Here is a 14,762-nt window from a genome sequence, read left to right on the forward strand (position 1 = left end):
AGTCTAATTGGTTTTCAGGTATATTTTAGAAAGAAGTTAAACACGCTCAATAATGGTGGCAATTCCCATACCACCGCCCACGCATAACGTAATCATAGCTGTCTGTAGGTCTCGGCGTTCTAGCTCATCAAGGACAGTCGTCATCAGCATCGCGCCTGTTGCTCCAAGCGGATGACCCATGGATATTGCACCACCGTTGACGTTGACGATATCAAGCGAGATTCTAAAATCATCAGCGGTATTCATCGGCACAGCAGCGAAGGCTTCATTAATCTCCCAAAGGTCTATATCAGAAGCTTGCATGCCCGCTTTGGCGAGGGCTTTTTGGCAAGCTGGCGTCGGGCCTGTCAGCATAATGGCAGGCTCTGAGCCAATGACTGAGGCCATCGTGATTTTGGCGCGTGGTTTTAGCCCTGCTTTTTGACCAGCCACCGCGCTACCAACCAAACAAATAGCAGCGCCGTCGACGATGCCTGAAGAGTTGCCTGCATGATGCACGTGATTGACGGTTTCAATCGTGGTATATCGGTCTAATATCACACTATCAAAGCCCATTTTTCCCGGCATAATAAAAGAAGGTTTAAGACCCGCTAAAGTCTCGACGTTGGTATTAGGGCGGATGGTTTCATCTTTATCCAATAGCATCATGCCGTTGAGATCGGTGACAGGGACGACAGACTTGTCGTAATAGCCTTTCTCCCAAGCCTGTGCCGCGCGGCGATGCGACTCGGTGGCAAAGGCATCGACATCACTACGACTAAAGCCTTTGAGCGTCGCGATGGTATCTGCACCTACTCCTTGCGGTACAAAATGCGTCGCTTCATTGACACGTGGATCCATGTACCAAGCACCGCCATCAGAGCCCATCGGCACACGGCTCATAGACTCAACGCCGCCTGCCACGACCATGTCTTCCATACCTGACATGACTTTGGCCGCTGCTAGGTTGATAGACTCCAGACCAGAGGCACAAAATCGAGACAAGGTAAGACCTGCCACATTTTGTGCCCAACCAGCATCAATCACAGCGATACGGGCAATATCAGAGCCTTGCTCACCCACCGGTGTTACGCAGCCAAGCACCACATCGTCTACTAAACTGGTATCCAAATTATGGCGCTGCTGCATCTCTTTTAGTAAAGTTCGTGTCAGCCAAATCGGTGATGCCTGATACAACGAACCGTCCTTTTTGCCTTTGCCACGTGGCGTGCGGATAGCGTCATAAATGTAAGCGGTCTCAGTCATAAAAAATCCTTTTTTTATTTTTTAAATAAACAATAATTATCGTAGTCTTATAATATAAGCGTCTACATAAATCGTGAAGCCAGCTCTTTCATAATTTCATTGGTACCGCCATAGATTTTTTGCACGCGCGCATCAGCATATAAACGAGCGATAGGATACTCTGTCATATAGCCATAGCCACCAAACAGCTGCACACATTCGTCGATGACTTCGCACTGTTTTTCGGTGACCCAATATTTGATTAATGAGGCATGCGGTACAGAGAGTTTGCCATCTAACATCGCATCCACTGCCGCATCACACATGGTGCTGGCAGCGAGATAATCGGCATAGCACTCCGCCATCTTAAAGCGGGTATTTTGAAACTTCCAAATAGGCTTGCCAAAGGCTTCTCGACCTTTTACGTAGTCTAGCGTTAAGTTGATCGCTAACTTCATCGAGCCGACCCCTGACAGCGCAATGATTAAACGCTCACGCGGCAACTCCTGCATCATTTGGATAAAGCCCATACCTTCTACCGTACCCAATAGATTTTTTTGCGGCACACGTACATTGCTAAAGAACAGCTCTGAGGTATCCTGCGAGGTCAGACCAATCTTATCTAGGTTACGTCCACGCTCAAACCCTTCTACTTTATCCGTTTCTATAATGATAAGTGAGACGCCTTGCGCACCTTTTTCACGGTCTGTTTTGCATGCTAATAAGATAAGATTGGCATGCTGACCATTGGTAATAAAGGTCTTAGAGCCATTGATAATGTAGTCATCACCATCTCTTACCGCATAGGTTTTGATGTTTTGTAGGTCGGAGCCAGTACCAGGCTCGGTCATGGCGATGGCACCGATATATTCACCTGTTGCCATTTTTGGTAGCCACGCTTGTTTTTGTTCCTCAGTACCATGGTCTAAAATATAAGGCGCGACAATACCTGAGTGCACCATACCGCCAAATCCCGATTGATTGGCCTCAGTCTGTGCGTAGATAAGCGCCGCTTCATGACCAAAATCCCCGCCGCCGCCGCCATACTCGCTTGGTATCGCTGCACACAGAAACCCCATTTCGCCTGCCTCTTCCCACGCAGCGCGATCAATCATGCCATTTTTACGCCACTGCTCATCTTTGGGATCCCAAGATTGAAACATTTTTAAGGCGCTGTCGTACACCATCTGATGCTCTTCGGTCATCCAGTTTGGGGTGAATTTTTCGATACTCATGATGTCTATCCTTGACAAGGTGGAGTGAATAACAACTATATAGTCAAATCTATATAAGTCCGCTACATCGTCATCCTCGCTAAGCATACTAATGTATAACTTGCACTCGGTTTCCTTGTATCGAAATTATATTGAACTGACTATAGCTAAGTCGTTTTAAAAAATTTATGGTAATTCCTATTACCGTTATAAACATACTATAAATTCTTTGTATTTGCTAACATATGAGTCTTATACTAGGCTACGAAAAACCACTTCGCAATCAATTAAATAAAAATGGTAATTTACATTACTTATTAATTTAATCACGTTAAACTATCGAGCAAATTATTTAACTGGTAGGACGTATTAGATAGCCAATACTTTAAGAAGCAATAAATATGAAAACATCTCATCAGTCAGACAGCTTTACGCAAACTCGATCTCTAGCGCCCCTATCCGATATGCGGCCCGCAACTTTGGATAAAATTGAACAGGCCGTTCGTAAGGTCTTTGCAGGATTTGATGCGAATGAGGTGACGATGGCGCAGATTGCAAAGTCTGCAAACGTCTCTTTGCAAACGCTCTACAAGTACTTCGGTGATAAGCAAACGCTGTTTTATACTATAATGGATATTGTGCTCGGCAGATTAGCCGCTAGAATTATGGATCATTTGCAAGGGATTGATAGCGTACAAGATCGTCTACGTAAGACGTTGTGGGTCTGCTTTGATTTTGTCGACTCGCATCCAGATGCGGTGATGGTGCTGTCTTCTGTTTCGGCATCGCGTATACGTAATATCGCAATCTATGAAAACAAAGAGTTAATTGGCGCGTTTTTAGCGGTATTAGAAGATGGGCAAAATCGTGGGGTGCTCAATGATACTGTTCCACTGCACATACTCTTCGATGTGTTTATGGGGTTCATCAGTCGACTTGGTTTAATGCATACCATTCGCCAAACAGAAACACCGTTAAATGCAGAGTTTGATGCGCTATTTGTGATTTTATGGCGCGCCATCTCTAAGCCTGAAGCTTAAAATGAATTTTATAAAACTGATATTTAGCAGTGTTTGACTTTTAGAATAAAACATAACGTAAAAAACCAAAAAGCCCCACGATAAAGTGAGGCTTTTTTATACTTATTTTTCAGTCAATGTCATTAACAGCTCGCGCTGCTTGTACACTCAAAACTTTTTAGATACTGCTAGATTTTGGCAATCCATACTCTGCATGATCGACCACGTGGTTGTTTTGTTCAATAGTCAGTCGATAACCTTTGATGATACCGTCGTATGGCAAACTGCCCTCATACTGCTGATAATGCTCGCAAATGCTGTCTTGAATCACTAATTTACGTGTAGCATCGTCTAGTTTGGCAAAGCCACTAGGTAAATGCACTTGCGCAAAACGTGAAGCCGCGCCACGAGACATCCAGTTATCGGCACTCGCAAACGTGAAATCTACTTCCGCTCGTAAGCTATATCTAGGTAGCGTATTAGAGTAGTTCTCCAAGTCGTATTTAATTTGAGCAATATCTTCTGCGAATGGCTGATACGGTATCTCAAGTACGGCAAACAATTTTGCTAAAAACTCATCAGCGGTAAAGTGCTTGTCCATATAGCTACCATCAAGCCCAAGGAATTTGCTCGACAGTACATGGCGCAGGCGGTCATAGGCAGGTATGGTGTGTTTAAGAGGATAGCCCATTTGCTTGACGATATCTTGCGGGCGCAGCTCAAGCGACTCTATTTGATTGATAATATATTGCGCTAGAGAATGGCGTGGGTGATAACGACGGGTATATTTAGATGGGTTAGCAATGTGGCTCATGATATTGAACACCTTAGACTCCTGTTACTCCGACGAAAAAGTATGATATACGCCCAAATAGGCAAAAAATCAGGCACAAATGAGGTTGTCGGAGTACAGGCTCATGCGCTTTACCAGAGTTGTTTTATATCGTGCTGGAAGTTGCAAGGTTTGTCACGCCGCCATTAGACTATTGTCATGGTCGGCAATAACAAAACTGTTAAACCCACGATAGATCGTTCAACGATGATAGCACATCAGGTGATAAAAAATAAATACCGATATGTTTACTTACTTTCATTTTTAAGTACTGCTTTTTAAGGTATGTAAAACCTTCTCCTCTTGGCCAAAATATGTCACCAAGATGACGGAATTTGAACTCTCAATCTCTATAATCAAACAACTTTTATATTAAGCCATGAATTAACAATCTTTATCAAAAAACACCTTTCACGATTGACGTGGGCTTGCTATCTTGCCCCGCAAACCTTGTATTCTAATTAAGCCTGCCCCACTTTGACCTATCACACGTAGTATTCGCATCTGTATTGGATTTTATGACACATAACCTTGAGGCTAGCTCAAACGCTCGCCGAACTCAGTATTTTCAAGTATTTTTGATGGGCGTTAGTGCCTTTATTATGAACACCACAGAATTTGTTCCTGTGGCGCTGTTGAGCGACATTGCCCAAGACTTCTCCATTACGACGGCAGAGACTGGCTGGATGTTGACACTCTATGCTTGGATTGTCGCAGCGATGTCATTGCCACTAATGCTATTGACCAGTCGATTTGAGCGCAAACGTTTACTCTTAGGGCTTTTTGCCGTATTTATCGCCAGTCACGTGCTATCTGTATTTGCATGGAGCTTTAATGTGCTGCTCATTAGTCGGGTTGGGATTGCGTTATCGCATGCGATATTTTGGTCGATCACAGCCGCAATCGCAATACGCGTGGCACCTGAAGGCAAAAAAGCCATGGCGCTGAGCGTGCTAGCAACTGGTACATCATTAGCAATGGTATTGGGTGTGCCGCTGGGGCGTTTAATTGGGCAGTGGTTTGGCTGGCGAGCGACATTTGGCGGTATTGGCGTCATTGCCTTAGTCGTATTTGTTCTACAAGCGAGGCTCTTACCTACGTTGCCTAGTATGTTTGAAGGGACTTTTAGAAAGATTCCAGAGCTACTGAAAAACCCATTATTGGTCTGTCTATATTTGTTTATCTTGCTCGTCTTTACAGCACACTATACGGCTTATTCTTATATAGAGCCGTTCATGCGCCAAGTCGGTAATATCAGTGAAAACGCTGCTACTTTTGTACTGTTACTATTTGGTGCGGCAGGCATTGCAGGCAGTGTGATATTCAGTCACTGGGGTGATAGATTCAATACTAGATTGATGCTGATAGCGACCATACTGATTCTAGTATCTATGCTCACCCTATTGTTGGCAGTGACCTCTGTATGGGCACTGAGCTTTATCGCCTTACTGTGGGGCGCAGCGCTCATGCTACTGATTATCTCAATGCAGGCCAAAGTCATCATGGTCGATGTCAATGCGCAAGACATGCTGATGTCGATGTTCTCAGGTATTATCAACTTAGGAATTGGTACGGGTGCGCTATTCGGTGGTTATGCCGTAACGCACATTTCACTGTCTAGCGTAGGATACACGGGTGCGGCTATCGCAATTGTGGCGTTATTCTTAATGCTATTTATGATAAAGCGTTTTCCTGAATTGAGTAAGCGACTTGGCTAAATTAAATTCGCCCATTCAGATATAGCGAGTAATTTAAACGCTTTGTAAATGATTTAAAATAGTGACGTGTACAAGAAAATGGTGATGTCACAGTATAGACTTTCAACACTTGCTCCCCTTCTTTTCAGGACTCAAAAATTTGTAAAAATAAGAAGATATTATTTCGATGTTACAATCAAAATGATTGCTAGCTTTTTAAAAAATAGCTACACTCGATTGACAAACTATTACATTGATGACAAGGAAGTCGCTATGCCTCGTAATACCTCTCGTTCTAGAGTTGGTCATACTACTCTCAAAATTTTCACCAAAAGCATACTGGCTATCAGCCTATCTATCGCTGGTATTTCTCATGCAAATGCCTATGACAGTGTCACCTTTTTTGGTGATAGCCTGACCGATGGTGGCTATTTTAGTTCCATAACTCAGGGTAACTTGGGGCTTACAGAATCAGGTCAATTTACTACCAATCCTGACAATACATGGGCAACCTCATTTGCTGAGCAGCTAGGAACAACCTCTGTTCCCATTGTCTATCTTGGAAATCAGACTGGTAATAACTACGCCATTGGTGGCGCGCGAGCCGGTGAAGAAGTTATAAATACAGATTTTGGATTCCCAGTGGATATAGCCTCCGCTAAAACTCAAACAAACAATTATTTAGCCAATAACAATGTAGATCCTAATGGCCTATATGTCGTGTGGGCAGGGGCAAATGACCTGCTGGCTGCGGCGGACCCTGATAATAATGCCCAAGCTACCATACTTGGCGCAGTAGCCAGCCAAATCGAGACAATTAACACACTAAAAGATAATGGCGCAAACTACATTTTAGTACCTAATATCCCTGATGTCGGTCTAACCCCTAGATTCACTCCAGACCCTGGTCTTGAAGGTCAAGATCTTATAGATGCGTTGACAGCCCAAGCATCTGCAACTGGTGCAGCCAGTCTCTACAATCAGTTTATGCTTAGTGGCGTCGCAGGTACTGGGGCAAATATCATACCGCTCGATGTGTTTAGCTTATCAAAAGCGATAATTGCGTCACCTACTCAGTATGGTTTTACTAATGTCACCGATGAGGCTTGTGGAGATGCCAGCTCTCTCACTTGCGGCCGTGATACTCTTATAGAAACAAATGCCAACGAAACCTACTTTTTCGCTGATGGCATTCACCCGACTGGTCAAGCGCATCAACTGATCGCTGACTATGCAAACGCTGTAGTCACAGCGCCTAGCCTAATCGGTGTATTGCCTCATATTGCAACGACAACCGGACTTGCAACCAATGAGCGCTTACAGTCACACGTCAATCAAATCCAGAGCAGTGAGCAAAAACCTGCCCGTACACTATGGGCCGTCGGCGAAGTTGCTAATCAAGAAATTGCAGGGTTTGATGGTGATAATAATACTCAAGTATTGCTTGGCGTAGATTTTGCTCATCCTAACTCAGCCAATGCGGTGACAGGCTTATACGGCAACATTACCCAGAAAGACTTTGAAAACTCAGACGTTGGTACAGGTTTGAGTGATATTGATCTGGGAGAAGTTGGTTTTGGTGTCTATCACAGCAACAAGTTTGGCGGTTTACAGATCAATGGTGCTGCAGGATTTGGCAACATGGATGTCGATGTCACACGTGCTGTGACACTAGGCAGTAACCAACAGCAGTTTAAGTCAAATGCTGATGGCAAGCGCTTTTATGCCAACTTGCAGGCAGGCTACCCAATGCAAGTGAGCAATATTGCCATTACGCCTTATATCGGTGCAACAGCTAGCCGCGTAAAAATCGACGGACTCAAAGAAAAAGAGATGTCTGGCATTGCTATGCAGTTCGATGAGCAGAAATACTCTACGACATATGGCAAGCTTGGTCTTAAAGCCAGTCATAGTTTGATGGAGAACCTCAACTTATTTGGTGACATTCATTACCAAAAGCAGCTGAGTGACAATCGCGAAGCGGTAACCGCACGTTTGAATACGCTACCAAATATCAGCTTTGAGACGCCTATGGTCGAAACTGATGATGATAATGTTGCTATGACACTTGGCCTATCTAGAAGCTTTGGTCTATTGAATGCCAACGCTGGTGTCACACATTCACAAGGTAATGACGATGACTCAACCAGCCTATTTGTTGGACTTAATGGTGCATTCTAAATAAGTCGTTAATCTAGAATAATGGTATAGGTGATAATTAATCGCCTATACCATTCTAAATTCAAAAAAACCTCATAGCCTATTACAGCTTTTGCTCTATAAGTTTTCTACTGCACAACTTCTCAACGACAAAATCTAATATCACAAACTCTCTAAAAATCTACTTTACCGCGTAAAGCCTTTGTCTTACCGCGCTGGGTCTTTTTATCTACCCGTTTACGTTTGGCATTTCTGCTTGGCTTGGTCGGCCTTCTCGTTTTATTAACGTAAGTGGCTTTGGTGATAAAGCTTTGCAAACGCTCAAGCGCATCTATTTTATTGCGCTCTTGCGTTCGAAACTGCTGCGCCTTGATAATTAGTACGCCTTCCTTTGTTATTCGGCTATCTTTGCTATTTAGCAGTCGCTGCTTGTACTCATCGCTCAGACTTGAGTTGTTAATATCAAAACGCAAGTGAATGGCAGAAGATACTTTGTTGACATTCTGCCCCCCTGCGCCTTGCGCTCGTATGGCACTGATCTCTACCTCATTATCATTGAGACTGATATTATTATTAATGAAAATCATAGTATGCTGTTATCGAATATGAATGGATATGGTTTATGATAAAGCATTATATAGTCAATACTCTATAAATTAGGTACGGTGTCAGTCTCGCTTAGTATACTGCTTGTAATACTCTCACTCGGCTTTCTAGGGCGTGTTCTCATTTTAAGAATGGGGATGAAAATGAGATAAATCGCAGTCAAACAAGGAAAATAGCGCAGATAATATCGAGATATTAGTCAGCTATTTGACGCCATTTGGCAAGATTTAGCCATTTTTAACCCATTTAGATAACTATCGATTGAATTGAGGACACGCCCTAGTATCTAAATTATATTGAACCGACTGCTTATATTTAACTAAACATGAATTGGTCTGTTACTTTGCCAACAGTTGACGACTGCGCTCAATCACTGGCGCATCTACCATCTCGCCATCTATTTTGAATACTGCCTGCCCGCTTCGCTCATACTCCTCGACTACACGCTGTGCAAATAACAAAGTCTCATCTGTTGGTTGCAATGCTTGTTGCACAACCGCCACTTGCTTGGGATGAATACACAGCATTCCTGACATCCCCATTTGTGACCATAGCTGTACTCGGGCTCTTAGCCCTATCTGATCATTAAAGTCAGGATAAACCGTATCGATGGGCGCTGCTAACTCATGTACTTTAGATGTCAAAATCAACTGATAGCGGGTTTGATTGGCAATGATATCAGCAGCAGGCGTTCCTACTTGTACTTGCAAATCGTTGCACAGATCTAAAAATCCATAACTAAACGCGGCCAACCCGACTGCTTTTGCCATATTATCGAGTTGATACAATCCTATCGCACTCTCAATCAGTGCAATCACAGGTAAATTGGTAAGCTGATGTACGTTATTAATATCTTCTGCTTGCTCAGCTTTGGCCAATAATACTCCCGCTAAATGTGGCATCTTCTGACAGAGAACTATGTCTTTGAAAAATTCTTCGCTACCTGACTTATTAATACGCACCCAAATCGGCTGATAATCTGCACTGTCATAATATTGCTGTAATGCTTCGCGGGCAGCTGCCTTGCTTTCTAAAGCCACTGCATCTTCTAAATCGACAATAACCGCATCTGCCCCACTAGCAAAGGCTTTCGCTACTCTATCGATGCGAGTCGCTGGCACAAACAGCCATGTTTTATTTTGAGAAATTATATTTATTTTATTTTTGATAACTGAATCCATGCGTGACCCCATTATATTGTCCAAGTAGCGATTAGCAGCTTTATTATGCCATTATATCGCTGATCCCCATTCAAAATTAGTCATTCATTCTATAGCACAAAACTAAGGCTACTTAGATATTCAATTAAAAAAAACCGCATGAAAATAAATCTCATGCGGTTCTTCATAGTAAATTTTTTTTGAGCTTATATGCTGTAGTTTACTAGTTAAGCTAGCATACCACCATCGACCACGATCGTTGCGCCTGTGGTATAACTTGAGGCATCAGATACTAAGTATAATACCGTACCAGCCATTTCATCAGGATTCGCAACACGTCCTAGCGGAATCGAGTGTAGTGCCATTTTTAAGACTTTATCGTTAGTCGTCAACGCAGAGGCAAACTTAGTATCCGTCAAACCTGGCAATAGCGCGTTGACACGGATATTAAGTGGGCCACATTCTTTAGCAAAGGCTTTGGTCATACTGATGACTGCCGCTTTAGTAATTGAGTAGATGCCTTGCTTATCGCCTGCTACTAAACCATTGACCGATGCGGTATTTAAGATGACACCGCCACCCTGCTCTTTCATCATTTTGCCAGCGGCAGTCGACATAAAGAAGTAACCACGGATATTAACTTCAACCGTTTTATCAAAGGCGGCTAAATCCGTATCTAAGATATGACCATAGTAAGGGTTGGCTGCAGCGTTATTAACTAAGATATCGATTTGACCAAATTCACTTTTGATATGCTCAAAAATTGCGTCAATTTGCTCCATGTCTCCTACGTGACAAGCAAAAGCACTGGCCTTATGACCGTCAGCTTTGATGCTATCAGCAACTGCTTGGCAAGCATCGATTTTTCGGCTTGAGACAATCACATGTGCGCCTCTTGATGCCAATAAACGAGCAATAGACTCACCAATACCACGGCTAGCACCAGTTACTAGAGCAATCTTACCGGTTAAATCAAATAAATCTTTCATCATTATTCCTTATATTTTTATAAATTTTATATTCTCTAACAATCATTCTTAAACACTGAATTCATGTATCTAAATTTGGATAACTAAACGCAGATAATCGCTGTCATGTCTAACAGCGATTATCGAGCACTAATAAATTGAATGATGAGCGCCCAATTGTCACAGTTACGCTAACATACCACCATCAAGTGTAAAGGCATGACCATTCATAAAGGTACTTTCATCGCTGGCTAGCCACGCAATCGCACTAGAGATTTCATTTACATCTCCTAGACGGCGCAGTGGACTGGCCTTAATCGTTGCTTGCTGTGTACGCTCATCCATCGTTGCCATCGTATTGCGTACCATTGGCGTATCAATGAAGCTTGGGCATACCGCGTTAAAACGAATGTTGGCGCGCGCGTACTCATGAGCAGCAGATTTGGTCAGACCCATAACCCCATGTTTAGCAGCACTATAGGCTGATAGCATCGGTGCTGAACGCAGACCTGCAATAGATGCCACGTTAATCACATGACCACCACCATTTGGTATCATACAGTTGACGGCGGCACGCATACAGTGCCAAACGCCTTTTAAGTTCACTGCGATATTACGATCAAAGTCATCATCACTCAGCTCATGCATTGGTGACGGCTTGTGGTCAATACCAGCGTTGTTTACCACTACATCTAGGCCGCCAAGCGTTTCTACTGCAAAGTCGAACAACGCACGCACTTCATCGCCACTGGTCACGTCTACTTTTTTGAAGACGATACTGTTGCCAGCGTCTTGACCTTGCTTGGCAACCGCTTCGCCCATCTCTTCTGCCATATCACCGATCACGACTTTTGCGCCGCGACTGGCTAGCAATAATGCGCTTGCCGCTCCGATGCCTGATGCACCGCCAGTGATCAAAATTCTTTTACCCGTTACATCTGATGCAATTCCGTTTGTATTCAGTGTCATGATCTATCCCTCTACCTTAAGTACTAGTTTGCCGAAATTTTCACCGTTAAAGAGCATCATCAAAGTATCAGGGAACGTCTCGATACCTTCAACGATATGGTCTTTAACTTTCATATCACCTGACTGAATCCAGCCAGCGATATCCTTCATTGCGATTGGATATTCTTTGATATTATCGAATACTACGATGCCTTCCATGCGAGCACGATTGACCAATAATGATAGATAGTTCGATGGGCCTTTTACTGCTGTGGTGTTGTTATATTGACTGATAGCTCCGCAAATAACGATACGCGCATGCAAATTAATCTGAGTAAGTACGTCGTTTAAGATATCTCCGCCTACGTTGTCAAAGTACACATCGACGCCGTCTGGGCAGGTTTTCTTTAGTGCTTTTTTCACATCTTCGTTTTTGTAATCAATTGTCGCATCAAACCCAAGCTCATCGACCAAGAACTTGCATTTTTCAGCGCCGCCCGCGATACCAACGACTCGGCAGCCTTTAATTTTGGCAATTTGACCGACCAAGCTACCAACCGCACCAGCAGCTCCTGATACCACTACCGTCTCGCCTGCTTTTGGCTGACCCGTTTTTAGAAGACCAAAATATCCTGTCATACCTGGCATACCGAGGACGCCTAAGTAGTAAGACAGCGGCGCTAGACTTGGGTCAACTTTATGTAGACCTGTGCCATCACTGACCGCATACGACTGTACGCCGTCGTGACCTGCGACATAGTCACCTACTGCAAATTTTTCATTTTTACTTTCAATCACTTCACCCACAGTACCGGCGCGCATAACTTCACCAATTTGTACTGGTGCAATATAAGATTTGGCATCGTTCAACCAACCACGCATCGCCGGATCGATAGAGATGTATTCAACCTTAATCAGTAGCTGACCATCGGTGATAGTCGGTATTTCTGTCTCGGTATAATCCCAAGTTTCAGCGCTTGGCTCGCCTACTGGTCTTGCTTTTAGGCGCCATTGTTTGTTTATCGTTGTCATGTCTCTTTCCTTAGAGTTGTCCTTAGAACCAGTCCGCTTGCATATCAGTGCAAACCGAGTTGGTGTTGGTTAATAATTCGATGTCGCGTTTAACTAATGGTAGTTCCCAATCAATGAAGTATTTAGCCGCTTGTATCTTGCCTTTGTAGAAGTTTTGCTGCTCGACATCTTGCGTCGTACTTAGTAGCTGCTCGGCTTTACTGGCTTGGCGAATCCAAATCCAGCTCAGTACAATTGAGGCAAAAATATTCATTAGTGCTTGAGCATTACCAGTCAATGTCAGCGCTTCTTCTGTCTGCAACACTTTGCCCAAATGCACGAGCACTTCATGCAACTGACCCATATAAGGCATCAGTTTGCCTGCAAGTTGCGCGCTCTCAGGCGTAGTGATGCTTTCTAAATCTTTTGTGATTTCACGTTTTAAGATTTGAATGCCTAACCCACCTTTTTGCCATAACTTGCGGAATGACAAATCTAGCGCCTGCACACCATTTGTGCCTTCATGAATAGGGTTTAGACGATTGTCACGCCAAAATTGCTCAGCTTGATATTCACGCGTATAGCCCGCGCCGCCCAATACTTGAATACCTAAATCATTGGCTTTTGGACCATATTCAGATGGCCATGCTTTTAGCACTGGCGTTAGCAAATCTAATAGTTCGGTTAGCTCATTTTTTAGTGTTTCGTCTTCACAGGTATTGATACGGTCAATTAGGTTTGAGCCATATAAGCACAAGGAGATGCCACCTTCAGAATAGGCTTTTTGTGCCAATAGCATGCGCTTTACATCACCATGCTGAATAATAGCCGTTGCATCATCTTCAGGCTTATTGTTTGGCGCAATGCGACCTTGTGTACGGTCTTTGGCATAATCTAGCGAATACTGATAGCCGCGATAACCAATCATAGAAGCGCCAAATCCAACTGCGATACGTGCCTCATTCATCATCTTGAACATATAGCGCAAGCCAAAATGCTCTTCGCCGATCAAATAACCATGACAATCGCCTTCATCACCGAAGCTCAATGCTGTAGAAGTCGCACCTCTATAACCAAGCTTATGAATCAGTCCAGTCAGATGTACATCGTTACGCTCGCCAACAGACAAGTCAGCGTTCAAGCGATACTTAGGCACGGCAAATAAAGAGATACCTTTAACACCGCCTGGACCACCTGGCACTTTGGCCAATACCAAATGCACGATATTGTCAGACAGCTCATGATCACCTGCTGAGATATAAATCTTGCTGCCTTTGACGCGGTACGAGCCATCTTCTTGTTTTACAGCGATAGTCTTGATATCGGCAAGTGATGAGCCTGCATGTGGCTCGGTCAGTGCCATGGTGCCAGTAAATTCACCAGTCAGCATGCGCGGCATAAAGGCTGCTTTGATATCATCACTAGCAAAATGCGAGATGACGTTGATTGCCGCAGTGGTCAGAAATGGATAGGCGGTCGTTGATGGATTAGCTGCCATAAAGTATCCTGCCACAGCTGTCATCACTGTCTCAGGTAACTGCATACCACCGTCTTCAAAACTATAACGACCAGCGATAAATCCAGACTCGCGGAACGCATCAAAAGCGACTTTCACATCGTTTATCATGCTGACTTTTTTACCATCGAACTGCGGCTCGTTCTTATCTGCGATATGGTTGTGCGGTAAAAATAAATCTGTCGCAATCTTATTTGCCGTCTCTAATACAGCATCAAATGTCTCGCGGCTATGTTCTGAGAACTTTGCGTGCTCGGTGAGTGATTCTGTGCCTAGCACATCATACAATTGGAAAGGTAATTCAAAATCGTTTAGGAGGGTATCTGCGGCCATAGTATTCTCGTTAACTGATTAAATGTGGTTATCAATTGATATTAGTCTAATTTGACACCTGTCCGTATTGTCAT

12 protein-coding genes are annotated in these 14,762 nt (G+C 43.7%); 3 read left to right on the plus strand and 9 right to left on the minus strand.

What is annotated here, in order from left to right:
- Positions 1-36: 36 nt before the first annotated feature.
- Both DXK30_RS01935 and DXK30_RS01940 read right to left on the minus strand, forming a co-directional pair.
- The gene (locus DXK30_RS01935; RefSeq protein WP_114700228.1) at positions 37-1,245 is read right to left on the minus strand and encodes an acetyl-CoA C-acetyltransferase; all 1,209 of its coding nucleotides are present in this window, start codon (positions 1,243-1,245) and stop codon (positions 37-39) included.
- A gap of 62 nt (positions 1,246-1,307) precedes the next feature.
- Positions 1,308-2,459 (minus strand): acyl-CoA dehydrogenase family protein, encoded by a 1,152-nt coding sequence (locus DXK30_RS01940; protein ID WP_114700229.1) that lies wholly within the window; start codon positions 2,457-2,459, stop codon positions 1,308-1,310.
- A 380-nt stretch (positions 2,460-2,839) separates the two neighbouring features.
- Between DXK30_RS01940 and DXK30_RS01945 the strand changes: the two genes are divergently transcribed.
- On the plus strand, positions 2,840-3,478 hold the full coding sequence (locus tag DXK30_RS01945) for a TetR/AcrR family transcriptional regulator (RefSeq protein ID WP_114700230.1): 639 nt from the start codon (positions 2,840-2,842) through the stop codon (positions 3,476-3,478).
- A gap of 157 nt (positions 3,479-3,635) precedes the next feature.
- On the opposite strand, the gene DXK30_RS01950 is transcribed toward DXK30_RS01945, so the two are convergent.
- Positions 3,636-4,271, minus strand: a complete 636-nt coding sequence (locus tag DXK30_RS01950) for a hypothetical protein (RefSeq protein ID WP_114700231.1) — start codon at positions 4,269-4,271, stop codon at positions 3,636-3,638.
- Positions 4,272-4,807: 536 nt separating this feature from the next.
- On the opposite strand from DXK30_RS01950, the gene DXK30_RS01955 reads away from it, so the two are divergent.
- On the plus strand, positions 4,808-6,007 hold the full coding sequence (locus DXK30_RS01955; protein ID WP_114700232.1) for a sugar transporter: 1,200 nt from the start codon (positions 4,808-4,810) through the stop codon (positions 6,005-6,007).
- Between the two features lie 252 nt (positions 6,008-6,259).
- Entirely contained in the window at positions 6,260-8,167 is a 1,908-nt protein-coding gene (locus DXK30_RS01960) for an autotransporter domain-containing protein (RefSeq protein WP_114700233.1), read from the plus strand.
- A gap of 152 nt (positions 8,168-8,319) precedes the next feature.
- Here DXK30_RS01960 and arfB read toward each other — a convergent pair whose 3' ends face one another.
- From arfB to DXK30_RS01990, 6 genes are all read right to left on the minus strand, one after another.
- Entirely contained in the window at positions 8,320-8,733 is a 414-nt protein-coding gene (gene arfB, locus DXK30_RS01965; protein WP_102091188.1) for an alternative ribosome rescue aminoacyl-tRNA hydrolase ArfB, read from the minus strand.
- Between the two features lie 357 nt (positions 8,734-9,090).
- Entirely contained in the window at positions 9,091-9,933 is an 843-nt protein-coding gene (locus tag DXK30_RS01970; RefSeq protein WP_114700234.1) for an HpcH/HpaI aldolase/citrate lyase family protein, read from the minus strand.
- A gap of 206 nt (positions 9,934-10,139) precedes the next feature.
- A complete protein-coding gene (locus tag DXK30_RS01975) occupies positions 10,140-10,904 on the minus strand; it encodes an SDR family oxidoreductase (protein ID WP_240314049.1) in 765 nt (254 codons plus the stop codon).
- A 162-nt stretch (positions 10,905-11,066) separates the two neighbouring features.
- Positions 11,067-11,849: an SDR family NAD(P)-dependent oxidoreductase gene (locus tag DXK30_RS01980; protein WP_114700236.1), complete on the minus strand. Its 783-nt coding sequence runs from the start codon at positions 11,847-11,849 to the stop codon at positions 11,067-11,069.
- Between the two features lie 3 nt (positions 11,850-11,852).
- Positions 11,853-12,860: an NADP-dependent oxidoreductase gene (locus DXK30_RS01985; protein ID WP_114700237.1), complete on the minus strand. Its 1,008-nt coding sequence runs from the start codon at positions 12,858-12,860 to the stop codon at positions 11,853-11,855.
- A gap of 22 nt (positions 12,861-12,882) precedes the next feature.
- Positions 12,883-14,688 carry an acyl-CoA dehydrogenase gene (locus DXK30_RS01990; RefSeq protein ID WP_114700238.1) on the minus strand — a complete coding sequence of 602 codons (1,806 nt, stop codon included), beginning with the start codon at positions 14,686-14,688 and terminating at the stop codon, positions 12,883-12,885.
- Between the last annotated feature and the right edge of the window lie 74 nt (positions 14,689-14,762).

The organism is Psychrobacter proteolyticus (assembly GCF_003350005.1).
Taxonomy (GTDB): domain Bacteria; phylum Pseudomonadota; class Gammaproteobacteria; order Pseudomonadales; family Moraxellaceae; genus Psychrobacter; species Psychrobacter proteolyticus.